This is a genomic window from Lentibacillus kimchii (assembly GCF_042666895.1).
GTDB classification, from domain to species: domain Bacteria; phylum Bacillota; class Bacilli; order Bacillales; family Amphibacillaceae; genus Lentibacillus; species Lentibacillus kimchii.
Map to the genome: position 1 here is coordinate 18,884 of NZ_JBHTGR010000057.1, position 24,295 is coordinate 43,178.

General features: G+C 44.4%; 26 protein-coding genes and 2 other annotated features. Of the genes, 23 read left to right on the forward strand and 3 right to left on the reverse strand.

Annotation, left to right across the window (positions count from 1 at the left end):
* The first annotated feature begins 111 nt into the window (after positions 1-111).
* Both spoVID and ACFQU8_RS12345 read left to right on the forward strand, forming a co-directional pair.
* Positions 112-1,188: a stage VI sporulation protein D gene (spoVID, locus tag ACFQU8_RS12340; protein ID WP_382360638.1), complete on the forward strand. Its 1,077-nt coding sequence runs from the start codon at positions 112-114 to the stop codon at positions 1,186-1,188.
* Between the two features lie 120 nt (positions 1,189-1,308).
* A complete protein-coding gene (locus ACFQU8_RS12345; protein WP_382360641.1) occupies positions 1,309-2,322 on the forward strand; it encodes a phosphotransferase in 1,014 nt (337 codons plus the stop codon).
* Here ACFQU8_RS12345 and ACFQU8_RS12350 read toward each other — a convergent pair.
* A complete protein-coding gene (locus ACFQU8_RS12350) occupies positions 2,319-2,507 on the reverse strand; it encodes a hypothetical protein (protein ID WP_382360644.1) in 189 nt (62 codons plus the stop codon). The genes ACFQU8_RS12345 and ACFQU8_RS12350 overlap by 4 nt on opposite strands.
* 129 nt (positions 2,508-2,636) lie before the next feature.
* Positions 2,637-2,867: a binding site (T-box leader), on the forward strand.
* A 54-nt stretch (positions 2,868-2,921) separates the two neighbouring features.
* Between ACFQU8_RS12350 and ACFQU8_RS12355 the strand changes: the two genes are divergently transcribed.
* Positions 2,922-5,567, forward strand: a complete 2,646-nt coding sequence (locus ACFQU8_RS12355; protein WP_382360647.1) for a valine--tRNA ligase — start codon at positions 2,922-2,924, stop codon at positions 5,565-5,567.
* Between the two features lie 24 nt (positions 5,568-5,591).
* Here the strand turns inward: ACFQU8_RS12355 and ACFQU8_RS12360 are convergent, their stop codons facing one another.
* Entirely contained in the window at positions 5,592-6,449 is an 858-nt protein-coding gene (locus tag ACFQU8_RS12360) for an ATP-grasp domain-containing protein (protein ID WP_382360650.1), read from the reverse strand.
* Entirely contained in the window at positions 6,424-7,341 is a 918-nt protein-coding gene (locus ACFQU8_RS12365) for an ATP-grasp domain-containing protein (RefSeq protein WP_382360653.1), read from the reverse strand. Before ACFQU8_RS12365 ends, ACFQU8_RS12360 begins: the two co-directional genes overlap by 26 nt.
* 97 nt (positions 7,342-7,438) lie before the next feature.
* Between ACFQU8_RS12365 and ACFQU8_RS12370 the strand changes: the two genes are divergently transcribed.
* The 20 genes from ACFQU8_RS12370 to ACFQU8_RS12465 all read left to right on the forward strand — a co-directional run bounded on the left by ACFQU8_RS12370 (position 7,439) and on the right by ACFQU8_RS12465 (position 24,176).
* On the forward strand, positions 7,439-8,734 hold the full coding sequence (locus ACFQU8_RS12370) for a bifunctional folylpolyglutamate synthase/dihydrofolate synthase (protein ID WP_382360656.1): 1,296 nt from the start codon (positions 7,439-7,441) through the stop codon (positions 8,732-8,734).
* 153 nt (positions 8,735-8,887) lie between these two features.
* Entirely contained in the window at positions 8,888-9,814 is a 927-nt protein-coding gene (locus ACFQU8_RS12375; protein WP_382360659.1) for a hypothetical protein, read from the forward strand.
* A 181-nt stretch (positions 9,815-9,995) separates the two neighbouring features.
* Positions 9,996-10,685: a RadC family protein gene (gene radC, locus ACFQU8_RS12380; RefSeq protein ID WP_382360661.1), complete on the forward strand. Its 690-nt coding sequence runs from the start codon at positions 9,996-9,998 to the stop codon at positions 10,683-10,685.
* A 218-nt stretch (positions 10,686-10,903) separates the two neighbouring features.
* The gene (locus tag ACFQU8_RS12385; RefSeq protein ID WP_382360664.1) at positions 10,904-11,941 is read left to right on the forward strand and encodes a rod shape-determining protein; all 1,038 of its coding nucleotides are present in this window, start codon (positions 10,904-10,906) and stop codon (positions 11,939-11,941) included.
* Between the two features lie 12 nt (positions 11,942-11,953).
* Positions 11,954-12,835: a rod shape-determining protein MreC gene (gene mreC / locus ACFQU8_RS12390; protein ID WP_382360667.1), complete on the forward strand. Its 882-nt coding sequence runs from the start codon at positions 11,954-11,956 to the stop codon at positions 12,833-12,835.
* Positions 12,832-13,371, forward strand: coding sequence for a rod shape-determining protein MreD (mreD, locus tag ACFQU8_RS12395; RefSeq protein WP_382360670.1), 540 nt, complete (start codon positions 12,832-12,834; stop codon positions 13,369-13,371). The genes mreC and mreD overlap by 4 nt, the downstream gene beginning before the upstream one ends.
* A 42-nt stretch (positions 13,372-13,413) precedes the next feature.
* Positions 13,414-14,100 (forward strand): septum site-determining protein MinC, encoded by a 687-nt coding sequence (gene minC, locus ACFQU8_RS12400; protein WP_382360673.1) that lies wholly within the window; start codon positions 13,414-13,416, stop codon positions 14,098-14,100.
* Positions 14,093-14,890, forward strand: coding sequence for a septum site-determining protein MinD (minD, locus tag ACFQU8_RS12405; protein WP_382360676.1), 798 nt, complete (start codon positions 14,093-14,095; stop codon positions 14,888-14,890). The genes minC and minD overlap by 8 nt, the downstream gene beginning before the upstream one ends.
* Positions 14,891-14,990: 100 nt before the next feature.
* Positions 14,991-15,755, forward strand: coding sequence for a peptidoglycan DD-metalloendopeptidase family protein (locus ACFQU8_RS12410; RefSeq protein WP_382360679.1), 765 nt, complete (start codon positions 14,991-14,993; stop codon positions 15,753-15,755).
* A complete protein-coding gene (locus ACFQU8_RS12415; protein WP_382360682.1) occupies positions 15,742-16,605 on the forward strand; it encodes a site-2 protease family protein in 864 nt (287 codons plus the stop codon). Before ACFQU8_RS12410 ends, ACFQU8_RS12415 begins: the two co-directional genes overlap by 14 nt.
* A 72-nt stretch (positions 16,606-16,677) precedes the next feature.
* Positions 16,678-16,762, forward strand: a sequence feature (ribosomal protein L21 leader region).
* Between the two features lie 12 nt (positions 16,763-16,774).
* Entirely contained in the window at positions 16,775-17,083 is a 309-nt protein-coding gene (gene rplU / locus ACFQU8_RS12420; RefSeq protein WP_382360685.1) for a 50S ribosomal protein L21, read from the forward strand.
* Between the two features lie 61 nt (positions 17,084-17,144).
* Positions 17,145-17,486: a ribosomal-processing cysteine protease Prp gene (locus ACFQU8_RS12425; RefSeq protein WP_382360687.1), complete on the forward strand. Its 342-nt coding sequence runs from the start codon at positions 17,145-17,147 to the stop codon at positions 17,484-17,486.
* Between the two features lies 1 nt (position 17,487).
* Positions 17,488-17,778 (forward strand): 50S ribosomal protein L27, encoded by a 291-nt coding sequence (gene rpmA, locus ACFQU8_RS12430; protein WP_382360690.1) that lies wholly within the window; start codon positions 17,488-17,490, stop codon positions 17,776-17,778.
* A gap of 106 nt (positions 17,779-17,884) precedes the next feature.
* On the forward strand, positions 17,885-18,409 hold the full coding sequence (locus ACFQU8_RS12435; protein WP_382360693.1) for a Spo0B domain-containing protein: 525 nt from the start codon (positions 17,885-17,887) through the stop codon (positions 18,407-18,409).
* A 12-nt stretch (positions 18,410-18,421) separates the two neighbouring features.
* On the forward strand, positions 18,422-19,699 hold the full coding sequence (obgE, locus tag ACFQU8_RS12440; protein WP_382360696.1) for a GTPase ObgE: 1,278 nt from the start codon (positions 18,422-18,424) through the stop codon (positions 19,697-19,699).
* A 39-nt stretch (positions 19,700-19,738) separates the two neighbouring features.
* Entirely contained in the window at positions 19,739-20,590 is an 852-nt protein-coding gene (gene pheA, locus ACFQU8_RS12445; RefSeq protein ID WP_382360699.1) for a prephenate dehydratase, read from the forward strand.
* Positions 20,591-20,759: 169 nt separating this feature from the next.
* A complete protein-coding gene (gene safA / locus ACFQU8_RS12450) occupies positions 20,760-21,860 on the forward strand; it encodes a SafA/ExsA family spore coat assembly protein (RefSeq protein WP_382360702.1) in 1,101 nt (366 codons plus the stop codon).
* Positions 21,853-22,803, forward strand: coding sequence for a hypothetical protein (locus ACFQU8_RS12455; RefSeq protein WP_382360705.1), 951 nt, complete (start codon positions 21,853-21,855; stop codon positions 22,801-22,803). Before safA ends, ACFQU8_RS12455 begins: the two co-directional genes overlap by 8 nt.
* Positions 22,804-22,835: 32 nt before the next feature.
* Complete coding sequence (gene nadE, locus ACFQU8_RS12460; protein WP_382360708.1) at positions 22,836-23,582, forward strand: NAD(+) synthase; 747 nt, start codon at positions 22,836-22,838, stop codon at positions 23,580-23,582.
* Positions 23,583-23,648: 66 nt separating this feature from the next.
* Positions 23,649-24,176 carry a YhcN/YlaJ family sporulation lipoprotein gene (locus tag ACFQU8_RS12465; protein ID WP_382360711.1) on the forward strand — a complete coding sequence of 176 codons (528 nt, stop codon included), beginning with the start codon at positions 23,649-23,651 and terminating at the stop codon, positions 24,174-24,176.
* Positions 24,177-24,295: the final 119 nt, after the last annotated feature.

The following is a 24,295-nucleotide window of genomic DNA, read 5'->3' on the forward strand; positions in this document are numbered from 1 at the left end:
TCGGGAATGTGCCTGTTTTTTGTCCAAAAATCATATCACCAGTCACATTCGCATATAGTTGCATTGAGGCCGTCAAGTATATGACGCATAGGCAGAAGGGAGGAAATCTTAGTGGAAAGCAATCAGGAAATCTTTCGTTTTGATCTGGATGAATCACTTTATTTTGAGACAGGACAGGAAGTTGGTGAAATGACTGGCATTTCACTGGATCCGGAAATTTCGATACACCCCCTTAATGATTATGTATCCATAAAAGGCGTGATGGAACTTCGGGGTTCTTATTTGAAAGATGCTGCCCGGGAGCCGAAAGAAGAAGAACTATCGGAATTTGCGGAAGATCAAGCCAAACGTTATATCGAAAATGTGGTGAGCGTTGATGAGGATCAGGCTGAATTCTCGCATCGTTTTCCAATTGAAATTTCAGTTCCGACGCATCGCGTGCACAATACAGATGATGTAACAGTCAATATTGGCGCGTTCGATTATGAGCTCCTCAATCCGAATCAGCTGAAATTACAGTCAACTGTTGAAATACGGGGGGTCAGTGCTGAATCGTCTCAACCGCCCGACAGTAATTTGGAAACAGCGGATTCACCAGAGTTGCTTAGGGGCAGCGGGGATTCGTTTGCTTTTGATTTGAAAATGGATCAGGAAGACGAAAGCACTGACGAACAGAACGCAGCTGATATGACACCTCCTCCGGCATTGTCACAGGAGACAGCCCCACTGGAAGATGAGGATCCGAAACAGACATCACCTTCACCTGAAAAGGAACGATTGAAACATAAAAAATCCCAGACACTGTCTGAGTTTTTCGGAACAGAAGAAAAAGCCAATCCAGAAACGCTGGAGCAAGAGTCAAGCTTAGGGACGACATCATCGGAGGATTATGCGGAACCGGCTTCAGCGGCTATAGAACTAACGGAAGAAGACTACGAGAACGACAGTGACGAAAGCTCTTCGTCTCTGGAAGAGATACGTTATTTGGCCGATATGTTCGGCGATGATGAGGAAGAAACGCATAGTAAAATGCGGTTATGTATTGTGCAAAGAGATGATACGATCGAGTCCATTGCGGAGCGGTATGAGATTTCGGCTATTCATCTATTAAGGCAAAATCGGTTTGCGGAAGAAGAAGATCTGGAAGAGGGACAGCTCCTTTATATTCCACATAAAAAGAATTCATAGTTATTAATACACCCCTTGCTTTTTTCCGGTAAGGGGTGTCTGTTTTCGGAATATAGCACTCAAACTGACTGACGATGTTCAGGATATCCAGAATACGTTCTATAAGGGGTGGCAAGCATAATGGAGGCAATCAGGAGCATAATGAAAGAATATGGAATTATGCTGGATCAGACAGAACAAGTGTCACCACGTTTGTATAAAGTGAGTGTTGGCCAGGATGTCTATGCCTTAAAAAAGAGCCGGCTCACCAAGAATACGGTCGAGGCATGGGAACAGGTCTATCATCAGGCTCATGCCAGGCAGCTGTCAGCGATTCTGCCTGTCTTTTTAACCCAGCAATCACGCTTATATGCAGCAGACGACGATGCTTACTATTATTTGACGCCTTGGGTCCCTGATGCTGAATTAACGCATGAGAAGAGTGTACGTCACACATTTGAGGCGATTGGGGATCTGCATGCCAGGACAAAAACCCCTATTTCAATTGATATCAATTCGGTTAAGCATTATTTTAATGATTATCAGAAAATAAATACTGAACGCCGTCATGAATTAATTCGCAGCATTGATCAATTTGAGCAAAGCCGTTATATGTCACCATTTGAATTGCAAGTGTGTACGCATTACCGTGTATTGGTAAAGGTATTCACAGAACTTAATTACCACATTGATCATTTTATCGAAGAGCTGGAATTGAATTCAGATTGGCATTGCAGTTTATGTCATAGGCACTTAACGTTACCCCATGTACGTCATAACAGGGATACCCTGTTTTTGAATTGGGAGTATGCTGCCTATGATCATCCCGTCGTTGATCTAGCGATGCTGTTTCATGGGATGGCTAAGACCTTCGACGAGAATTTGGGTCAGGTGGTCAGCCTATTCCCGGTCTATAATCAGCAAAATCCGTTGATGACAAGTGAACAACATCTGCTGGCCATTCATCTGCTGGATCCAGCAGCTTACATATCGTTGGTTGATGACTATGTGCAGAGTCCGAGGCAGCAAACAATGATAGAACGAACCCAGCAGCTGGAGATCGCATTTCGGCAGCTTAATGCGGGACTTGCCTGGTCAGATTTTATGGCTCATGCTGAGAACAGCTATGAAGATTCAGCGGGAACAGAAACTTAAATCCATTCTAAATAAAAGGCGATGAATAAACCAACAAGTGCACCAAGCAGGAAAACATCCAGTGAAGTTGGAAAGAGAAGCGTGCGAATGAGCTGAAAGATTAAGACAGGCAAGGTGACTTTTTCGACAACGGTTATGCAATTTCTAGCCCAGGACGGCAGCCGGTATCGGTAATGACGGGACATTCTTGTTCACCTCTTCCGTTTTGTATTATACTATGTATAAATAGGTTGGTTCTGTGCTAATCTTATGGGATATAGTTGATTTTCTCGGCAGACATGATAAAATGAAAAAACTAAAAGACTTATATTGTGTGAAAAGCTTAGAATGGGAAGAGTACAGAATGAAGGCTCTGAAGAGAGGGAGCGTGTATGGTGGGAACCTCCCGGGCGCAATCATTTTGGAAGGTCGCCCAGGATGCTGCTTCTTTGAATTCAGTAGAGGGAGCCGGCTGAGTCCGTTATCATGTTCCTGCGAGAGTGCATGGGTTTGGTATGCCCATGAATGAAGGTGGTACCACGGAGAAGATCCTTTTCGTCCTTTTATGGATGGAAAGGTTTTTTTAATGGTCTTAACGACTGACATAAGGAGGAATTAGGATGGGAAAAGCTAATGAAACGTCGATGCCATCGAAGTATAACCCACATGACATTGAACAGGGTCTTTATAAATTCTGGGTGGATGGTGATTTTTTTGAGCCGGCTGACGATAAGACAAAAGAGCCGTTTTCGATCGTCATCCCGCCGCCAAACGTCACAGGACGTCTGCATTTGGGACATGCCTGGGATACGACAATGCAGGATACCATTGCCAGAATGAAACGGATGCAAGGCTATGATGTGTTATGGATGCCTGGTATGGATCATGCTGGAATTGCAACACAGGCTAAAATTGAAGCACAATTACAAGAACAGGGGCAAAGCCGTTACGATCTGGGCCGGGAGAAATTCCTGGAGGCCGCCTGGGACTGGAAAGAGGATTATGCTGCGTTCATCCGCTCACAGTGGGAAAAACTGGGGCTCGGTCTGACTTATTCCCGGGAGCGGTTCACACTGGATGAAGGCTTGTCTGATGCTGTCCGTGAGGTGTTTGTCAGTCTGTATGAACAAGGCTTAATCTACCGTGGTGAGTATATTATCAACTGGGATCCGGATACCCAGACAGCTCTGTCGGATATTGAGGTGGAATATGCAGAAATCGAAGGCAAGTTCTATCATATGCGGTATCCGATTAAAAATAGTGATGAAATGATTGACATTGCCACAACCCGTCCGGAAACAATGCTTGGTGACACAGCGGTGGCAGTTCACCCCGATGATGAACGATACCAGCATCTGATTGGTCAAACAGTTGTCCTGCCTATTGTCGGCCGGGAAATGGACATTGTCGCCGATTCTTATGTTGATATGGAAATGGGCTCAGGTGCGGTGAAAATAACCCCCGCTCATGATCCGAATGACTTTGAAATTGGGAATCGCCACGGCCTTGAACGGATCCTTGTCATGCATGAAGATGGTTCTATGAATGAAAACGCCGGCCAGTATCAGGGTATGGACCGATTCACATGCCGGAAACAAATTGTCAGTGACCTGCAGGAGCAGGGCGTCTTATTTGAAATTGAAGATCATGTTCATCAAGTCGGTCATTCAGAACGAAGCGGAGCTATTGTTGAACCGTATCTTTCTACCCAATGGTTTGTTAATATGCAGCCGCTTGCTGATGCTGCTATTAAACTTCAAAATGGAGAAGAAAAAGTTAATTTTGTTCCTGATAGGTTTGAACAGACTTATCTGCATTGGATGGAGAATATTCGTGATTGGTGTATATCCCGGCAGCTTTGGTGGGGCCACCGGATTCCCGCGTGGTATCATAAAGAAACTGGCGAGGTATATGTCGGCAAAGAGGCGCCGGCTGATATTGAAAACTGGGAGCAGGACGCTGATGTTCTTGATACATGGTTCTCTTCCGCATTATGGCCATTTTCAACCATGGGCTGGCCAGATGAAGAAGCGTCTGATTTCAACCGGTACTTCCCGACAAATGTGTTGGTTACAGGCTATGATATCATCTTCTTCTGGGTAAGCCGCATGATTTTTCAATCAAAACAATTCACGGGCGAACGTCCGTTCAAAGATGTGCTGATCCATGGTCTTATTCGTGATTCCGAAGGCCGTAAAATGAGCAAGTCACTTGGAAACGGTGTTGACCCAATGGACGTGATTGACCAGTATGGTGCCGATTCACTGCGATACTTTTTGCTGACAGGCTCAACACCTGGACAGGATTTGCGATTTCATTGGGAAAAGGTTGAAGCAACATGGAATTTTGCCAACAAAGTTTGGAATGCGTCCCGTTTTTCCTTAATGAATATGGGTGACTTATCTTACGATGCTATTGATTTAACAGGTGAAAAATCACTCGCAGATAAATGGATTTTAACACGCCTGAACGAGACGATTGAACACGTTACCAAAAACACGGATAAATATGAGTTTGGTGAAGCAGGGCGCCACCTCTACAACTTTATCTGGGATGATTTGTGCGACTGGTACATTGAAATGGCAAAATTACCTTTATACGGGGATGATGAAGAACACAAACAGACAACACGTTCGGTGCTTGCCTATGTTCTTGATCAGACGATGCGTATGCTGCATCCGTATATGCCATTTGTTACGGAAGAAATATGGCAGAAACTTCCTCATAAAGGGGCATCGATTACAGTTGCCAAATGGCCGGAGCCCCGGGCTGAATTTCATGATGATAAGGCTGCCAGTGATATGAAACGGCTTGTAGCGATAATTAAATCAGTGCGCAATAGCCGCGCGGAGGCAGACACGCCTCTGTCGAAACAGATTCAATTGTATATCAAGCCGGAAAATGATGCGATTCGTGCTGAACTGGAAAACAACCGTCATTATTTAGAACGTTTCTGCAATCCGAGTGATCTCATTATTGCCACGGATGTGGAAGCGCCGGAGAAAGCCATGTCAGCCGTTGTCACAGGAGCAGAATTATTCCTGCCTCTGGAAGGTTTGATCGATATTAATCAGGAAATTGCACGGCTGGACAAAGAATTAACCAAATGGACGAATGAAGTGGAGCGTGTCCAGAAAAAGCTGGCCAATGAAGGGTTTGTAAATAAGGCACCACAGCAAGTGGTTGACAGCGAACGGCAAAAGGAACAAGACTACCTTGAAAAACAAGCTAAAGTGCAGGAACGACTGGAAGAACTAAAGAATTGAAAAACAAGCGGGAATCCTCTCTAGTCAGGGATTCTCGCTTTTAATATGCTGAATATAGTGTCTGAGAATATTAACATCACTGACTGCGCTCAACGTCCGGGATCCAACAACATCTTCTATTTCGTTGAAGATAAACCTTCCGTTCTGATCAAGCAGAAAGTCGATTCCCACCATCCCAAATTGAAAAGAAGCTGTAATTCGGCTGACGATAGCAACTTCCTGACTGCTAAGCCGATACCAAACCGCCGAACCGCCTAATTTGTAGTTGGCCCGGAAATCATGGTCGCTTTTTCGCAGAACGGCTCCAATAATCGTGGAGCCGACAACAAATACACGCACGTCACGGCCTAGCTGAATATGCTGCGCTGACTGAATAATTAAGTCATCCGGGAAGCATATATCTTTTAACTGTTCCCATTCAGGGGTGTTTGTAACTAAATAAACATTCTGACCGCCTCTGCCGCCAGCTTCTTTCATAACAAAGGGATATGCCATCGGAGCCTGTTCTGTGAGCCCGCTGTTTGGATCGACAAACAATGTATCATTTGTGGGAATCCCCAGCGAACTCACATGACTGTGCGTCAGACCTTTATGATTGCAGATACGAGCTGTATCAGCGTTGTTATACACGCTGATGCCCAGGCTTTCAAGATGCTGGTTCAAAAGCGGCTCAATGGTACGGACAACCGCAAAATCAGGCCGGGTCACAACCCCGCCGTTAAGGTGTATAGCTGGCTCACCATCGCTGATGCCAATGGTTAAATTCTCTCGCAGTATCAGCCGGAGGTTTACTTGTTCATGAGCTGCCTCAGTCTGGAACCAGCGGATAAAATGTTTATTGGTTTCAGCGTCTGTTTTACGGTAGATCAGCCAGCCTTCCATGGTTATGCCTCATTTCTTGTTGGATATAAGCCATCATCGCATCTGCTGCGTTGATACCGGTACAATCAAAGAGATTACGGATATGAGCATTTGAATTGATTTCACAAATAATCGGCGTACCATCAGGGCCAATTAATAAATCCACACCTGCAAAATCGGCACCAATGACTTTTGCCGTGGCAATTGCGAGACGTTCTTCTTCTTGTGTCGGCTGATAAGCCTCCATTGTTCCGCCTGTTGTAATATTAGAGCGAAAATCACTGGCCGAATGCCGCCTCATGGCAGCAACAACCTTATTGCCAACGATATGCAGACGTTTATCTTGTCCATAGCTGGACGCGATAAATTCCTGCATCATAAATGAACGCCCTTGCAGCTGTTGTATCGTATCAGTCAGTTCCTGTTGATTATGAATAAGATGCACTTGTTCACCAAATGAACCGAATGCTTCTTTAACAATCAGGGGAAAACCTAACAGCTGTACAGCTTTCTGATAGTCATCGATCGTATCAGCCCCGGTATTATAAAAAGCTTTAGGTGCGATAACGGTTTTGGGAACCGGGAAATTATGAGCTGCCAGCACTTGATAGGAGGCGATTTTATCGTCGCTTGCGGCAATCGCTTCTGCATGATTGAAAACACGAATTCCCATCAATTCCAGCTGCCTGGCCAAATAAATATCTTTATCGAGAAAGACAACAAAATCAGGCCTGGTTTCTGTATCAACCAGACCGACTGAATCAGATGTCAGGCAGCTCAGCAGATGATTATTTTTGTAAATTGTTGTTCGAATGCCCTGATTAGCGGCGGCGCGCTGGATCCATTCAGCAAAATCACGGAATTTCGTTCCCGGCAGGTAGCCGTTGTAGACAATCCAACCAGTAAGATTCATGGGATTATGTTCCTTTCTTCATGCAAATTGCAAGGGTCTACTGCTATAATGATGTTGTTTGAAACTGCACCTGACTTAAACGAAGAGAGGTGTTCGTATGTTTGACCAGTATCAGCAAGTGGAACAGTTTCTGCAAAAACGGCGGCAATATGGTGTGAAACCTGGTCTGGAGCGGATTAATAAGCTGCTGTACTTACTCGGCGACCCGGAAAATAACATACAGGCCATCCACATTGCCGGCACAAACGGAAAAGGATCCACAGTTCATTATTTAAAAAAAGCTCTAATGGCAAATGGTTTTCATGTTGGTGCGTTTCAGTCTCCCAGTCTAACAGGCTATACAGGTCATATAACGCTTAATGATACCAGCATACCAGAAACGGCTTTTGTATACTATGCTAATATAATTTATCCTGTCGTGGAAAGGCTTGATGCTGTTAATCATCATCCAACGGAGTTTGAAATCATAACTGCTATGGCGTTTTTATATTTTGCCGACACGACGGATATCGCATTAATAGAAGCCGGTATGGGGGGGCGGGCGGATACGACCAATTGCTTCATGCCTCTTCTGTCCATTATAACAAACGTATCCTGGGATCATACGGCATTTTTGGGTAAGACACTGGACGCGATTGCCTGGCACAAGGCTGGGATTATTAAAGGGAATAAGCCGATTATTGCCGGGGAAATGAACCAGGATGCACGTTCTGTTATTGAACAGGAGGCTTCTTCCCAAAATGCTCCGCTGTATTTAGCAGATGAGGCGTTTCATTACAAAACCGCTAACAGTAATGGATCAGAGCTGGCCTTTAACTGGCTGTCAAACGCGGGTGACCAATTGGAGATAACACTGCCGACAGCTGGTGTTTATCAGATAAACAATGCGTCACTGGCTGTCATGGCTCTTGTATTGCTTAAAGATATCGGTTTTCAGCTGGACATGCAGGTGAGCGCCCGTGGGTTAGCTGAGACCCGTATACCCGGCCGGTTTGAACAAATGCATACCAGACCAGCAATCATTCTGGATGGCGCCCATAATCTGGGTGGCGTGCGGGCTTTCACCACTGCTTTACAGTATCATTATGCTGACGCAGATAAACATCTGATTTTTGCCGCATTTCATGATAAAGATTTAAAAAATATGCTGGACGAACTGGAACCGTACTTTTCATCAGTAACCCTGACAACATTTGATCATCCACGGGCTGCCAGCCTTGAACAGCTTCAGAACAACAGTCATCATCAGGCTCAACAAGCCGTGCAGGACTGGCGAAAGGCTATCAGGGATATGTCTTCTGCCAGGGAGAATGACTGCTGCTGTATAACCGGGTCCATGCAGTTCATAGGAATGGTTCGAGCGTATATGCATGATGGTCCTTGTCCTGAATGAAAAACAGGAGCAGTTATGTGAAGCGCTTTAAATAGCTTATTATGTTGAATGATGCTGAAAGTTTTTCTGATAGGAAGACACGTTTCGCCTTAATTTGAACCGTCCATATGCTAAAGTTGGACAAACTGGCATATATGGAGGGGAGGGAGATATGTGCGTAAAACTAACAAAGTTGATATTTGGATAAACGGTAAAAAGATCAAGCAGACACAAAACGATAAAGCCCCGACTAAAAAGCGCGACCAGAAAGATTCCAGTGATGAACATGCTGCTGCAGTCGACGATACTGAGATCGTCAAGACAACTGAACAAGATCAAACGAGTAGACATACTGGCAGTGCTTTTACCCGCAACTCAAAAGTTAAAGACCTTAAACCCTTTTTCCTTGCAGCGTTTTCAGCGATTGTGATTGGCTCTCTATTAGGTTTTTTTCTATTGAATATGTTTGTCGACATCAATGCGGACATGAACGGCCATGAAAGCAATCGTCCTTCTGCAGCTGGTGCCGATGAAAAAGGAGACGGTACAGCTCAAGCTGATTCGGAGGGGCAAGGTACAACTGGTTCCTCTGTCCAGCCTGAGTCGGCTTTCGTTCTGCAGGCTGGCAAATTCAGTGACCAGTCTAATGCCCGCAGCAAAGCGGACGCGTATCGTGCAGCAGGTTATCCAGGCGTTGTCTGGGAAAAAGATGGATTCTTTTTTGTGTTATCAGGCATTGCCGGCTCAGCTCAAAAAACTGAAAAAATGGCAAGTGAACTGGACGACAACGACATGACAGTTTACGTTAAAAAATGGAAAACAGCATCTGTAGAAAAAGAATTGGCACAATCTGACAAAAAATGGCTGCAAACATTCACAGAGCAATGGCAGGCATCACTTAAACAAGTGAGCGCAGGTGAGTCTATCTCTAAAAAAGCGTGGTCAGAAGTTGTCAATGCTGTCCCTGCAGATACAGATCAATTGTCTGAACTTACAGCGTCTTTGACAGATCAGCAGCCACGCATGGGTGAAGGAGATGAATGGCACGATCAGCAAATACTTTTAAGCCTGTGGCAAAAAGGGAATCAAATCCTGCACTGACAATAAGGTGTCAGATGTAATTTTATGTTTTAACAGGCTGAGCAGGATACACTTGGTGATTTTATCTGGCACATTTTTGAATAATGGATGGGCTTCTGTTCGTGGAAAGCAATTCTTGTGTGTTTGTCCACCAGATCCAAAACATATATGCTAAAGATATATTTGTATAGGAGGATTGCTGATGAACTTACCGACCATTATGTTAAAAGATGTGCCAAAAGAGGATCGCCCTCGTGAACGGTTGTTAACGTTTGGACCAGACCACCTGTCTAATCAGGAACTGCTTGCGATCTTGATTGGCAGCGGTACGAAAGACGAATCTGTCATGATCTTAGCCAATCGGATTTTGATGCATTTTGAGGGCATCCGTCTATTACAGGATGCTACGATTGAAGAATTAACGGCAATAAAAGGCATCGGCACTGCTAAAGGTGTTTTGCTTTTGTCAGCTCTCGAACTGGGCAGGCGCCTGCACCAATACAGACCGGATGAGCTGTATGTTATTCATTCACCGGAAGACGGTGCTGATTACGTCATGGAAGAAATGCGGCATTTGAATCAGGAACATTTTGTCACGTTATTCTTAAACACTAAAAATCAAATCATTCACAGGCAAACCATTTTTATTGGAAGTCTCAATGCCTCCATTGTCCATCCACGTGAAATTTACCGTGAAGCTGTTAAACGGTCAGCTGCTTCAATTGTATGCGCACATAATCACCCCTCCGGCGATCCGGCACCTTCTCAAGAGGATATTCACGTAACCAGGCGTTTAGTGGATTCAGGTAAAATGATCGGTATCGAACTTTTGGATCATTTAATTATTGGTGATCGAAAATTTATTTCATTAAAAGAAAAAGGATACTTATAAAACACTATCTATTTTATTATTTTTTTCGTATAATTAAAGGGACGTTTAATGTTGCGCCAGTTTCAGATGCAGGATTGAAATTGGCGCTCAGTGTATTTTTACAGTACATATCGGATGGCTGATCGCTTCCATGCTGTATGGTAAAATAACTGCTTATGGAATGGTCGAATAATATGGTGAGACATCAATGAATCAGCTGCGGGAAAGGAAGATTCGTTTTGGGGAAATTCAGTTTGTCACAGGACTTAGGAGTAGACTTGGGGACGGCCAACACGCTTGTTTTTGTTAAGGGGCAGGGTGTTGTCGTCAAGGAGCCGACAGTTGTTGCCACAAATGTCCAAACAGGTGACATCCAAGCAGTTGGAGAGTCAGCTAAGCACATGATAGGCCGGACTCCCGGCAGTATTTCAGTAGTCCGCCCGATGAAGGACGGCGTCATTGCTGATTATGATACGACAGCTGTTATGATGACGTATTTTATTAAGCAAGCGATGCGGAAAAGGTCACTTTTTGCGCGGAAGCCAAATGTTATGATATGTGTCCCTTCAGGTATTACGATGGTTGAGGAGCGTGCTGTTATTGACGCAACTAAACAGGCCGGTGCTAAAGAGGCTTTTCCGATTGCAGAACCATTTGCTGCAGCTATAGGAGTGGGCTTGCCTGTATGGGAACCAATGGGAAGCATGATTGTCGATATTGGCGGTGGAACAACAGAAGTAGCGGTTATTTCACTGGGCGGTATCGTAACAAGCCGTTCTATCCGTACGGCTGGGGATAACATGGATGAGGCCATTACAAACTATATTCGTAAAGAATACAGTTTGATGATTGGTGAACGGTCAGCCGAATCTATTAAAATGGATATAGGTGCAGCGGGTGAAGAGCTGGAAAACGTAGATATGGATATTCGGGGACGTGATTTGCTTACTGGCTTGCCAAAGACCATCACGTTGACTTCAAGGGAAGTGGCCGCGTCTTTAGAGGACACGGTCGCTGGAATTACTCAGGCCGTTAAGCAGACACTCGAAAAGACGCCGCCGGAACTGGCTGCTGACATTGTTGACCGTGGAATCGTTCTTACTGGCGGAGGTTCCCTTTTAAAGAATCTGGATAAAGTTATCAGCGAGGAAACACAAATGCCTGTCTTCGTTGCAGAAGAGGCACTGGAGAGTGTGGTCATCGGGACAGGTAAATCTCTGGAATACATTCAGCGTTTCCGCTCCCGCCCGAATGTATCGTCTCGTCCAGTCGAGTAAGCGGGTGTTATCATGAAATTTCTGCGCAGAAGAAGACTGTTTATTTTATTAATCGGGATTATTGTACTTGTTGCATTGATCGGTTATTCATTACAGGACCGGGAGAAGACAACAGCTGAACAATTTATTAATGATGCAGCTGGATGGGTTCAGAATGTCATCTATATACCAATTGATTATGTGGCAGGTATCTTTAAAAATATTGGCGATATACAAGACACTTATGAAGAAAACAAAGTTTTACGCGAAAAAGTTGCTGAGTATGAAAGCTTGAAATATGATGCACAGGAATTGAAAGAGGAAAATGAGCAACTTAGGAAAACATTGGAAAAAACGGAAACGATTCGTAAATATAACCCGGTTCAGGCATCTGTGATAGCCCGATCACCTGAACGATGGGTCGATCAGATTACAATTAATAAAGGGAAGCAAGATGGTGTTGAGGAAAATATGGCGGTTATAACAGCCGAGGGAATGGTAGGTAAAGTTGAAAGTCCCTCAAAATTTACCTCAACGGTGAAACTTTTAACCGGCTTTGACGAGTATAATCGTATATCGGCTACTGTTTCCAGAGAAGACAGTGATGATGTCTTTGGTATGATCGAGGGCTATGATACAGAAGCAGGCCATTTGCTATTTCGAATTATTGAAGAATCTGATCAGGATTTAAAAGAAGGGGAAAAGGTGTACTCTTCTGGCATGGGGGGCGTTTTCCCATCAGGTTTGCCTATCGGCGAGGTCCAGGAAGTCAAGCCTGATCAGTACGGACTGACACGTATGGCCTTTGTTGACCCTGTTGCTGATATGTACGATATTGACAATGTGATTGTTGTCGAGCGCGAGCAGACTGCCTCTGATGATCAGAAGGAAAAAGGGAAGGATGAATCATCATGAAGCGATTGCTGATTCCGTTCATCCTATTTATCCTTCTTACCGTTGAAGGTGTTGCTTTGGACATACTGCCAGTCTCTCTTATTAAGAGCGACCTTATTTTTGTTCCGCATTGGGATTTTGTGTTCATTATCCTCATAGCAATTTTTTATGACAGGGAGGACACCTATTTTTCTGTTTTTTATGGCCTGCTGTTTGGACTTATGACAGATATCGTGTATACCGGTGTGCTGGGTCCTTACATGTTCAGCTATGCTTTGAGCGCTTATATGGTGCATGGATTGATTAAACTGCTGCACGCCAATTTTGTGGTTACCATCATCCTGGCTATAGCTGGCCTTCTGATGGCTGATATATTCATTAATGTCATATTCTCTGTTACGTCGCTGGCTGATATTAGCTGGTGGGATTATGTCATTAAACGGCTTCTGCCGACTGTTGGTGCCAACATGGTATTTTTACTGGCCGCTTATCCGATTGCGGTTAACCCGCTAACCAAGTGGAAGAAAGAACGTTCTTCGGGAAAAAGCGGATTCTAATCATGCGCAAGTTTTAAGGTGAAATATTGAGGTGAACAAAGCGTGCTTGAAAAGAACCAAACAATAACTATCAAGGGTACAAAAGACGGATTAACATTATTTATTGATGATCGAGAATCATTTGATGACGTTATGGATGAGCTTGCAGCAAAACTATCAGACTATCATCCCCGTCAGGATGAACCGATCGTCCCGGTTACTGTTAAGCTGGGTGAGCGGTATGTCAATGACCAGCAAAAACAGCAATTGCATGAGCTGATAGGCAATCACAAACGTTTTACAATTGATTCGTTTGATTCGAATGTTATACATAAAGATGAGGCTTTAACATGGAAAGAGGAAAGTGATGTAAAAATCCTTAATCGAATCGTTCGATCCGGTCAGGTACTGGAAAACACTGGTGACTTGCTGCTGATTGGAGATGTCAATCCAGGCGGAAAAGTTACGTCAACCGGGAATGTATTCATCATGGGAAATTTACTTGGGATCGCGCATGCCGGAGCAAACGGCGATCAGGATGCCGTAATAGCTGCATCTTATATGAGGCCGAACCAGCTCAGAATAGCGGATTACATCAGCCGCGCACCAGACTATGATTCTGAAGGTGTTTATATGGAATGCGGTCTGATTGATGATGAAGAGGATAAAATCGTTATTGACCGGCTGCATGTTCTTTCCCAGAAACGCAAAGATATCAGCGGGTTTGAAAGGAGAATGCTGAATGGGTGAAGCAATCGTTGTGACGTCCGGTAAAGGCGGGGTAGGCAAAACGACTACCACTGCCAATATTGGGACGTCGCTTGCCTTAATGGATAAAAAAGTTTGCCTGATCGATACAGATATTGGCCTGCGGAACCTTGATGTGATTATGGGGCTCGAAAACCGTATCATTTATGATATTGTAGATGTCATTGAAGAACGCTGTAAACTTGGGCAAGCTCTAATTAAAGATAAGCGATTTGATGATTTAACACTTTTACCCGCAGCTCAGACAAGCGACAAAACAGCTGTTACGATGGAAGGCATGACAAGCATTATAGAAGAATTAAAATTAACCTATGACTATATTATTATTGATTGTCCAGCAGGTATTGAACAGGGATTTCAAAATGCAATTGCCGGGGCAGATAAAGCTATTGCGATAACCACGCCCGAAAAATCCAGTGTCCGGGATGCTGATCGTATTATTGGACTGCTGGAAAACGAGGCAATCGAATCACCAAAGCTTGTGATTAACCGGATCCGCAATCATATGATGAAAAATGGTGACATGCTGGATATTGACGATATTATCCAGATTCTTTCAATTGACCTGCTTGGTATTGTTATTGATGATGATGAGGTTATTAAAGCTTCCAATAACGGTGAACCGATAGCACTTCAGAGTCATTCCAGGGCTTCTACATCCTATCGCAATATCGCACGGCGAATATTGGGCGAAACAGTTCCGCTGCAATCATTGGAAGAAGAAAAAGGAATGGTGCAGAAGGTGAAAAAGTTCTTTGGAATTCGTTCGTAATATGTGAAGCATGTGCGTTTTGATAATAGCCTTATATGTCATAATGTCAGCATATGGCTCATACACTTTTATCAAAGTATTATAAGGGTTGTGAGCCAATATGAGTAAAGGTGTCAATAAAATCAGAAAGTCCATTAATCAGCGGAAAAGAATGCGCGACTTAACATCCGGGTCTGCATCGTCAAAACAGATCACGCCATCTTCTATGCCGCAGGAGGAAGAAAAGCACGGGTTTCCTCCTGTTGTAACAAAGCAGACGTTTCCGGGCGGCAAGACAAGCAGGCGGCTGTCTGGCATGGTCATTAAAGGTATGTTATCTGTGATGCTTTTCTTTGCGGCTGCCCTGTTATTACAGACGGATTCAGATGTGCTATCCGGGACTAAAGAATGGACTGAAACGGCATTGACAAATGAATTCCCATTCGCTCGCGTTAATCAGTGGTATCAGGAAACGTTTGGTGAACCAATGGCTTTATCTTCACAATCAGCTAATAAGGGTGATAGCGGACAAGCTTTACCGGTCAATGGGAGTGTTTCGGAATCGTTTCAGGCAAATGGAACAGGCGTTATGCTTGCACCTGAGAAAGAAACGGATGTTTCAGCACTGCAGAGTGGTGTCGTCACTTTTGCGGGGAATGACCGCGATACGAACAAAACGGTTGTTGTTCAGCACCCGGATAACAGTGAAACGGTGTACGGCCTTTTAAGTTCGATTGATGTTCACTTATATCAATTTATTGACAGCGGTCAAAGCCTTGGAACATTCAGCCCGGATGATGATAGCCAAAACGTGTATTTTGCTATTGAACAAGGTGATGCATATGTTGATCCTGTTCAGGTGATCCAAGTTGATGACACGCCATAAATGGCTGCCGCCAGTCCGAATCCATCCCATTCTATTAATCTTTATCCTCATCTCGTTTTTGACAGGAACGTTTGTTGAACTGATGACGATAGTGTCTATTGTATTAATACATGAACTGGGGCATTTTACGGCAGCAAAATGGTTTGGATGGCGGGTGCGCGGTGTCACACTATGGGTATTTGGCGGCGTGATGGATACAGATGAACAAGGAACAAGGCCAGTCCATGAAGAAGTTATTGTGACACTTTCGGGTCCGCTGCAGCATGGTTTTATTTATTTGCTGTTATTTCTTCTGTCAAACAGCCAGGGGGAATTTCAGCCTGTTATTGAAACAGCTTATTTTTATAATACAGTCATTTTGGTGTTTAATCTGCTGCCTGTCTGGCCGCTGGATGGGGGCAAATTGTTACTGTTGTTATTCTCAGAATATCACCCATATCGTTATGCATACAATGCCGTCATTTTGTTTTCGTTATTGTGTAATGCGGCCTTAGTGCCTGTCTTATTGTTTGCAGTTCCATTTACGTTCAGTGCCTTTATGTTATTTTTGTTTTTGGCAGTTGAAAACCGAAATGATTGGAAACAGCGTTATTATGTATTTATCCGATTTTTGTTGCAGCGTTATCAGGGCAGAGTCTATTTTAAACGGGTTCAGTCGGTTGAAGTCCCTTGTGATTACAGGCTTCTGGATGTTTTTAACACGTTTCGCCGTGACAAGACACATACCATCTATGTGACATTTCCCGGAGGCAGCCGGCGGTCATTTCATGAAATGGAATGTCTGCACTACTACTTTCATGACCGCCAGCATCAGAAAACGATCGGTGAGCTTGTCAGTCATGTATCCTGATATGTAGAGATAATCAAACATTGACAAGCAAATTTGGATCATGGTAATATTTATATGCTAGATTACGTAGCACCAGTGCTACAACCGCTCAGAACAGGCTGGTTAACATCCGTTGATTTTTTAACGGAGGGCCTGTATGGCGAGTCTTAGGATATTAGGAGGTGCAACTATGTACGCTGTTATCGAAACAGGCGGCAAACAGATTAAGGTTACTGAAGGACAGGAAGTTTATGTCGAAAAGGTAGCGGCTGACGCCGAAGAATCGGTTACGTTTGATAAAGTTCTGTTTGTTGGCGGAGATGATGTGAAAGTCGGAGCTCCATATGTTGATGGGGCAACTGTTACGGCAAAAGTTGCAAAACATGGCCGTCAGAAAAAAATCAATGTATTCACTTATAAGCCCAAGAACAATTATCATCGCAAACAAGGTCATCGTCAGCCTTATACTAAGTTGACGATAGATAAAATCAATGCGTAAAGCAAATGATATAAGTGTGCTGGACGTTACGCAGCTTGTAACATCTTAAGAGGGTAATCATATGATCCAAGTCACAATAGACCGGCAGGACAGTCGGATTAGTCAATTTGAAATGTCAGGTCATGCCGAAAGCGGACCGTATGGCTATGACCTCGTATGCGCAGGCGTTTCAGCTGTCTCATTTGGTTCAATTAATGCGGTCATGACAATAGCTGGTACAGAGCTGGCGATTGAACAGGACTCAGATGGCGGATTTCTCCGGGTGACAGTCCCTTCCGGCCTATCAGAGGACGTTATGAACAAAGTCCAGCTCTTGCTTGAGGGTATGCTTGTCTCCCTGAGAACGATTGAACGGGATTACAACACATTTATACGAATTACAGAACATGAGGAGGTGCTGTAGTATGCTGCGTTTGGATTTGCAATTCTTTTCCCAGAAAAAAGGTGCCGGAAGCACGAAGAACGGACGTGATTCACACCCAAAATACCTTGGTGCTAAACGTGCCGATGGTCAATTTGTTAATGGCGGTTCTATTCTTTACCGTCAGCGCGGTACGAAAGTCTATCCGGGCTTAAATGTTGGCCGCGGCGGTGATGACACATTGTTTTCCAAAATTGACGGTGTCGTTCAATTTGAACGTATGGGCCGTCATCGTAAACGTGTTAATGTGCACCCAGCGGCTCAAGAAGCATAAGCTGCTGAATCAGCAAAAGAACCCCAGCCAGTCTTTGGCTGGGGTTCTTTTGCTATCATATGTCATTGTTTGCTATACTTTGCTTATTATTCGGGAGGGGAAAAGCATGGGGGACGACGATGTTATCGAGCTGTTCCGTCATTACCGTCATGATTTAATGAATCATTTACAAGTCATCGATGGGTATGCAAGTATGGGAAAAACAGATAAATTGCAGCATAAATTAAAGGATTATCTGACAGATTTGCAGGAGGAAAGCAAACTGATTAATTTAAATGCACCAGCATTTAGTTTATATATCCTGCAATTGATGATATTACATCCACGCTTTCACTTAGCTTATCGTATCGGTATGGAGAACGCTGATTTGCGAACAGTGGATCAGCTGCTTGCAGAACGCAGTGAGGAAGTCATGGCCAAAATCGAAAGGACGACAAATAACCTGGACGTCTATGATTTAACGATGCAATTAGACCATGTCTCGGATGACATTATCGAGCTGGCCTTTACTGTCAGTGGTTATTTGCCGCCAAATGTGTCAATACAGAACCTGGAAGATAGAGATAAGCTTATCACCGTCTATCAGGAGAAAAACAGTATGAAATATATCGTGACAATTCCGTATGAATGAGGTGGAAGAAACATGTTTGTTGATCAAGTAAGTATCTATGTTAAAGCCGGTGATGGCGGAGATGGAATGGTCGGTTACCGGCGGGAAAAGTATGTGCCTAAAGGCGGTCCAGCTGGCGGGGACGGCGGTAACGGCGGTGATGTTATGTTTCAAGTTGATGAAGGATTGAACACACTTATGGATTTTCGTTACAACCGTCATTATAAAGCCAAACGCGGTGAAGATGGCATGAGCAAAAATAAGCATGGCCGGAATGCAGATCCTTTAATGGTCGCCGTCCCTCCAGGCACAACCCTTATTGATGAGAATACAAATGAAGTGCTGGCTGACTTGACTGAAGAAGGACAGCAGGCACTTATCGCTAAAGGCGGTCGCGGCGGTCGTGGAAATAGCCGATTTGTCTCATCAAAGAATCCTGCTCCGGAACTTTCTGAGAATGGTGAACCGGTATATGAACGTCGTATTCGAGTTGAATTGAAATTACTCGCGGATGTTGGTCTTGTCGGGTTCCCAAGTGCGGGTAAATCAACACTCCTGTCAGTCATTAGTGCTGCCAAACCCAAAACGGCTGATTATCATTTCACGACGCTTTCTCCTAATCTTGGGGTGACGGATACCGGCGATCACCGAAGTTTTGTCGTAGCTGATCTGCCTGGGTTGATTGAAGGTGCGCACGAAGGTGTGGGACTTGGTGAGCAATTTTTGCGGCATGTTGAACGAACACGTGTCATCGTGCATGTCATTGATATGGCCAGCAGTGAAGGACGGGACCCATATGATGATTTTGTTACCATCAACAAGGAATTGAAAGCCTATGATTCATCACTAATGGAACGGCCACAGATCATTGCTGCTAATAAAATAGACATGCCTGGAGCAGAAGAGAATCTGCAGGCTTTTAAAGCTAAATTAACGAACGATACGCCCATTTATCCCATTTCGGCATTAACGAAAACGGGTATTCGGGATGTCATATTTGCAACAGCTGATCTGCTGGACCGTATTCCAAAAGAAACGAATGCTGTTAATTCGGAAAAACAAGTTGTGTACCGCTTCGAGCCTGAGGAGACACCATTTGAGATCACCCGTGATTCGGATGGTGCTTTTGTGCTGTCAGGTGGCAGACTTGAAAAATTATTCAAAATGACAGATTTCACAAAAGATGAAGGCGTACAGCGATTTTCCCGGCAGCTGCGCGGCATGGGTGTGGATGATGCACTGCGCAAACAAGGAGCTGAAGATGGTGATATTATCCGGCTGCTGGATTATGAATTTGAATTTATTGAGTAACCATTCGATTTGAAATGACTTCATAACAGGGGGGATAACATGGCGGCAATTGGCTATTTAGGACCGCGCGGCACATTTACGAAAATGGCTGTTGATACGGCGTTTAATGGGGGAGAAAAGCAGAGTTTTACCACCATTCCAAATTGTATCGATGCTGTTCAGAATCAGCAAATCGACATTGGGGTGGTGCCGCTGGAAAATGCGATCGAAGGCACTGTCCAATTAACGCTGGATTATCTGGTCCATGAAGTCAGGCTGCCGATCGTTGCGGAGATTGTTGTGCCTATCAAGCAGCATTTGCTGGTCGCGCCGGACTTCTCTGGTGATTTAACGAAGGTGAGGACTGTTTATTCACACAGTCATGCTATTGCCCAGTGTCATCAGTTTCTGCATAAACATATGCCCGCTGCCGCGTTTAGCTTTTCGTCTTCAACCGGAAAAGCAGCCGACATTGTTAGCAGCAGTGATGAAGCAGTCGCGGCTATTGGCAATAGACTGGCAGCTCACGAATATGGATTGCGCATTTATCAGGAGAACATTCATGACTATCCACACAATCACACCCGTTTTGCGGTTCTGGCGAAGGATAAGCAGCCCGTCAACCTTAGTCAGGAAGCGGATTCTGAAAAGACGAGTCTTTTAATCACGCTTCCCAGTGATTATGCAGGGGCATTGCACCAGGTTCTGTCAGCATTTGCCTGGCGCAAGATGAATCTGTCCAAGATTGAATCACGTCCAATGAAAACAGGTTTAGGAAATTATTTCTTTATTGTTGATGTGAATCAGCCCTATGACGCTGTATTATTTCCAGGCGTTAGAGCTGAATTAGAAGCACTTGGGTGTGGCGTCACTGTTTTAGGAACTTATCCGGTCTATCAGATGGATGTATAACAGGATAACTGCATGGACTGCCTTAACTGGTTTCGTATCCATACGTGGTTTTTTAAAATTGGATAAGCGTTTTTTTATTTTCAGCTCAACATTTCTTCATTCGCTGCATATGGTGTTAATGTGTGATCAGCCCAAGTTTTGAATGCTGAAGGAAAGGAGTATGTTTGAGTTGAAAATTCATATTGTCCAAAAAGGGGATACATTGTGGGAGATAGCACAGCAATACGGTGTCGACTTTAACGAGTTGAAACAGCTTAACCCGCAAATATCCAGTCCGGATATGATCATGCCGGGCATGAAAATCAAAATCCCAGCCTCCTCAAAACCAGTGAAGAATGAAGGTGCCCAGCAAAAGAACGTATCAAAAGCTGAACCAAAACCGGCAGCGGAAGAGCTTTATCAGGATTCATCACCGAAGCCGATGCCGTTTATTCAGGAAGATGATTCAGAGTCACCTAAGGAGATGAAACCGAAAATGCCACAAAAGCAGTCCAGCATGCCTGCCTACCCGCAGATGCCAAGCACATCCAATGTGCCACACCAGTCAAAGGCCGAAGCACCTAGCACGTCCGGAAAGCCAGCGATGCCGGAACATCCAAGCATGTCACAGCATCCGGCACCCCCTGAAACAAACATAACACCGTGGCCGGAAAATATGACTCAACCGCACATGCCCAGCCAGCTTCATACCCAGCCTATCATTTACAATATGACGTACTGTTTTCCACAAATGCCGGTATATCCGCAACCGCAACCACAACCGCAACCACAACAGGGACCATACGGCATGCAAAGTGGTATGTATCACCAGCCTTATCAGGAAATGTCTTATCAAAATCAGCAAACCCCGTATCCCGGATCAGCTATGCCCCCTATGAATCAGCATTACGGCATGCAGCAACAGGACTGCGGCTGTGGGGGCTATCAGTCGATGCCGATGTATCAGCAGCCGCCGAATGCTCAGCAGCCAATGCCGATTAGCCAGCCAATGTCCCAATATCCAGTCAATCCGAATTATTCATCATATGCTGGTTATATGGAATCGTCTGAGAGCTCTGATATGTTTGAGGCATCAACAGCCCCAACGCCTTATCCTAATATGGCAGGAAGCGGTGGCTATTACTCACCAGCGGGCATGCACCAGGGGTATCCTAATCCGCAAATGCCGCCAGCGATGTATCCTGACACAGGCAATCAACAGTATATGCCAATGCCTCCAGGTTATGGAAACATGTACCGCGATGACGAGGAAGATTGGGCCAGTGAGTAATCTGACAGAAGGAGAGATGAGTATCAATCGTCTCTCTTCTTTTTTGTATCAAGAGGGTGAGGTGAAGCCAGCAAGCCTTTTGCAAATACAAAAACATGTCTATCATCTCAAAACGGTCTCTCATGAGCATTTCCTGTTGAAGCGGCATAGCCAGAAGTTGCGGATGGAGCAGCAATGGGCTTTTTTTGTGAGACAGAGTTCGTCAGTGGTTATTTCTTTTCAAATGTTTCCTAATAAAAGGCGTTATTTATATGATGGTCATTATTATTGGACACTTTCGCCGTTTATCGCCGGCCGTAAACTGAATTATCGCACTGAGGCGGACCGTAAAGTCGCGCTGCAAACAATCAGGCAATTTCATAAGGATACAAAGGGCGTTAAGCTCAGTTACCCGCGCAGACCGGAGATATTCTATGAACGATGGTCCAAGCGATTGTACAGATTCCAGACAACAGAAATGATATTTCACAAATACGGGTATGAAACGCTGTTTTATGACATTGTCCGGACTGCTAAAATGTATTTACAGCTAATCAGAACGCTGGACTGGGAGACCGGGGAAATAGACGCATTGCGAACCGGGACCTGGAGTCATGGTGATGTTGCAGCTCACAACTTTTTGCAATATGATAATGATGTTTATTTGATTGATTATGATTTGTTGTCCTGCAGTTCCACGCTGCATGATTATGTACAGCTTGGGCAGCGATTTCTGCCTTATTTGAACTGGGATATTGATCGTCTTTTAGCATATCATATGGTAGATGAATCGCGTGTAAGAGCCTGGCTGTATGCGCTATGCATTCCCAGTGATGTTATGCGCGATTGGTTGTATTATATCCAGCGCTATTCCAGTCATACACAAAATTATTTAATAAAAATGGATGCAAATTGGAGCAAACAACGATCATTTTTAAAACATGTACAGAACGTGCTAAACTAACCTAAGGATCTAGAACATAACGGAGTGATTAGATGGAGAAGACAATTCAAAACATTATTGCATGGTTGCAGGAGCAGACAAAGGAAGCTGGTGTCAATGGCCTGCTGGTCGGGGTTAGTGGTGGTCTGGATTCAGCCGTTGTCGCATACTTGATTCAACGCGCGTTTCCGGACAACTCGCTCGGTGTGATCATGCCGGTCCACACGAATTCAAACGATTTGGCACATGCCAGGGAAGTCATGGATGGTTCGGGGATTCATGGTTTAACGCTCGACTTAAGTGAAGCGCACAATCAAATGTATACGACCATATCGCAGCAGCTTAAGGAAACGAATGCGTTTGAGCAGACCAGTGATCAGCTGGCAAATGCCAATCTCCAAGCGCGTTTGCGTATGAGTGCCCTGTACACCGTTGCTGCCCATTACAATTATTTAGTGGTGGGAACAGACAATGCGGCAGAATGGTATATCGGTTATTTCACAAAATACGGAGACGGTGGCGTCGACCTCCATCCTTTAGTAACGTATACGAAGCAGGAAGTCTACGCAATGGGTGAATACCTGGGTGTACCTGGGGCTATTCTGACGAAAAAGCCAAGTGCTGGTCTTTGGGAAGGTCAGACAGATGAAAGCGAGATCGGCATGACTTATGATACCATTGATGCGTATTTGGAGGGTCAGGAAATTTCGGCAGACGATAAAGAGCTGATAGAGCAAAAACATCAGCGAACAGCTCATAAGCGTGGAGCAGTGAAACAATATCAGCGCATGGATAAATAATCCTTTCATTTTCACTGATTAGAATAGCTTGTCTTATCCATCCTAAAGGGTAAGGGAGGTTGTTTTATGTTCGCAGGCAAACGTCTCATAATACCGATTTTGACTATTCTGCTTGCCGGCTGTATGCAAAATGATACGCAGGAATCTGAACAGGAAAATTCGAATTCTCAGCCGATCAAATATGAAACAGAACAAGAACAGAATGATGGTGAACAGAAAAAGTACCCGGATGATACGTATCAAAATGTGAATGAAGGTGATCAAGAAGGTCAAAGTGATAAATTCACAAATGAGTTATCAATGTCAATTGCTGATTCTTTAAAGGGACGCCAGGCTATTCGACAAGCGCAAGTCGCGGCAGGGGATGACAAGGTGGTTGTGGGTATCATGCTCAACAATAATGCATCGCCTGATATCCGGGATAACGTTGAACAGGACGTACAGGAAATGGTGCCGAAGCGTGACGTGCAGGTTTATACCGATGATAGCTACTGGGACCGGATGCGTAATAAGGATGCGGAGCTTGATCAGCTGAACGGGGATATGCGTGAGTATCTGCAAGAATTCTTCAGACGGGACAGAGAGCATTTTTAAAAAACGCCGGCCGATTCGGTTCAACTAACATTCAGCAGGATAAACCACCCTGCTGAATGAAGTTTCACTTTATCCAACAGGTGTTTTTTGATATAGTTATAAAGGAATTCCAGGAGAGA

Excerpts from the sequence above, each read along its gene's own strand:
- ACFQU8_RS12345 (WP_382360641.1), top strand. The coding sequence starts at position 1,309 with ATGGAGGCAATCAGGAGCATAATGAAAGAATATGGAATTATGCTGGAT.
- ACFQU8_RS12350 (WP_382360644.1), bottom strand. The coding sequence starts at position 2,507 with ATGTCCCGTCATTACCGATACCGGCTGCCGTCCTGGGCTAGAAATTGC.
- ACFQU8_RS12355 (WP_382360647.1), top strand. The coding sequence starts at position 2,922 with ATGGGAAAAGCTAATGAAACGTCGATGCCATCGAAGTATAACCCACAT.
- ACFQU8_RS12360 (WP_382360650.1), bottom strand. The coding sequence starts at position 6,449 with ATGGAAGGCTGGCTGATCTACCGTAAAACAGACGCTGAAACCAATAAA.
- ACFQU8_RS12365 (WP_382360653.1), bottom strand. The coding sequence starts at position 7,341 with ATGAATCTTACTGGTTGGATTGTCTACAACGGCTACCTGCCGGGAACG.
- ACFQU8_RS12370 (WP_382360656.1), top strand. The coding sequence starts at position 7,439 with ATGTTTGACCAGTATCAGCAAGTGGAACAGTTTCTGCAAAAACGGCGG.
- radC (WP_382360661.1), top strand. The coding sequence starts at position 9,996 with ATGAACTTACCGACCATTATGTTAAAAGATGTGCCAAAAGAGGATCGC.
- mreC (WP_382360667.1), top strand. The coding sequence starts at position 11,954 with ATGAAATTTCTGCGCAGAAGAAGACTGTTTATTTTATTAATCGGGATT.
- mreD (WP_382360670.1), top strand. The coding sequence starts at position 12,832 with ATGAAGCGATTGCTGATTCCGTTCATCCTATTTATCCTTCTTACCGTT.
- minD (WP_382360676.1), top strand. The coding sequence starts at position 14,093 with ATGGGTGAAGCAATCGTTGTGACGTCCGGTAAAGGCGGGGTAGGCAAA.
- ACFQU8_RS12410 (WP_382360679.1), top strand. The coding sequence starts at position 14,991 with ATGAGTAAAGGTGTCAATAAAATCAGAAAGTCCATTAATCAGCGGAAA.
- ACFQU8_RS12415 (WP_382360682.1), top strand. The coding sequence starts at position 15,742 with ATGACACGCCATAAATGGCTGCCGCCAGTCCGAATCCATCCCATTCTA.
- rplU (WP_382360685.1), top strand. The coding sequence starts at position 16,775 with ATGTACGCTGTTATCGAAACAGGCGGCAAACAGATTAAGGTTACTGAA.
- ACFQU8_RS12425 (WP_382360687.1), top strand. The coding sequence starts at position 17,145 with ATGATCCAAGTCACAATAGACCGGCAGGACAGTCGGATTAGTCAATTT.
- rpmA (WP_382360690.1), top strand. The coding sequence starts at position 17,488 with ATGCTGCGTTTGGATTTGCAATTCTTTTCCCAGAAAAAAGGTGCCGGA.
- ACFQU8_RS12435 (WP_382360693.1), top strand. The coding sequence starts at position 17,885 with ATGGGGGACGACGATGTTATCGAGCTGTTCCGTCATTACCGTCATGAT.
- obgE (WP_382360696.1), top strand. The coding sequence starts at position 18,422 with ATGTTTGTTGATCAAGTAAGTATCTATGTTAAAGCCGGTGATGGCGGA.
- pheA (WP_382360699.1), top strand. The coding sequence starts at position 19,739 with ATGGCGGCAATTGGCTATTTAGGACCGCGCGGCACATTTACGAAAATG.
- nadE (WP_382360708.1), top strand. The coding sequence starts at position 22,836 with ATGGAGAAGACAATTCAAAACATTATTGCATGGTTGCAGGAGCAGACA.
- ACFQU8_RS12465 (WP_382360711.1), top strand. The coding sequence starts at position 23,649 with ATGTTCGCAGGCAAACGTCTCATAATACCGATTTTGACTATTCTGCTT.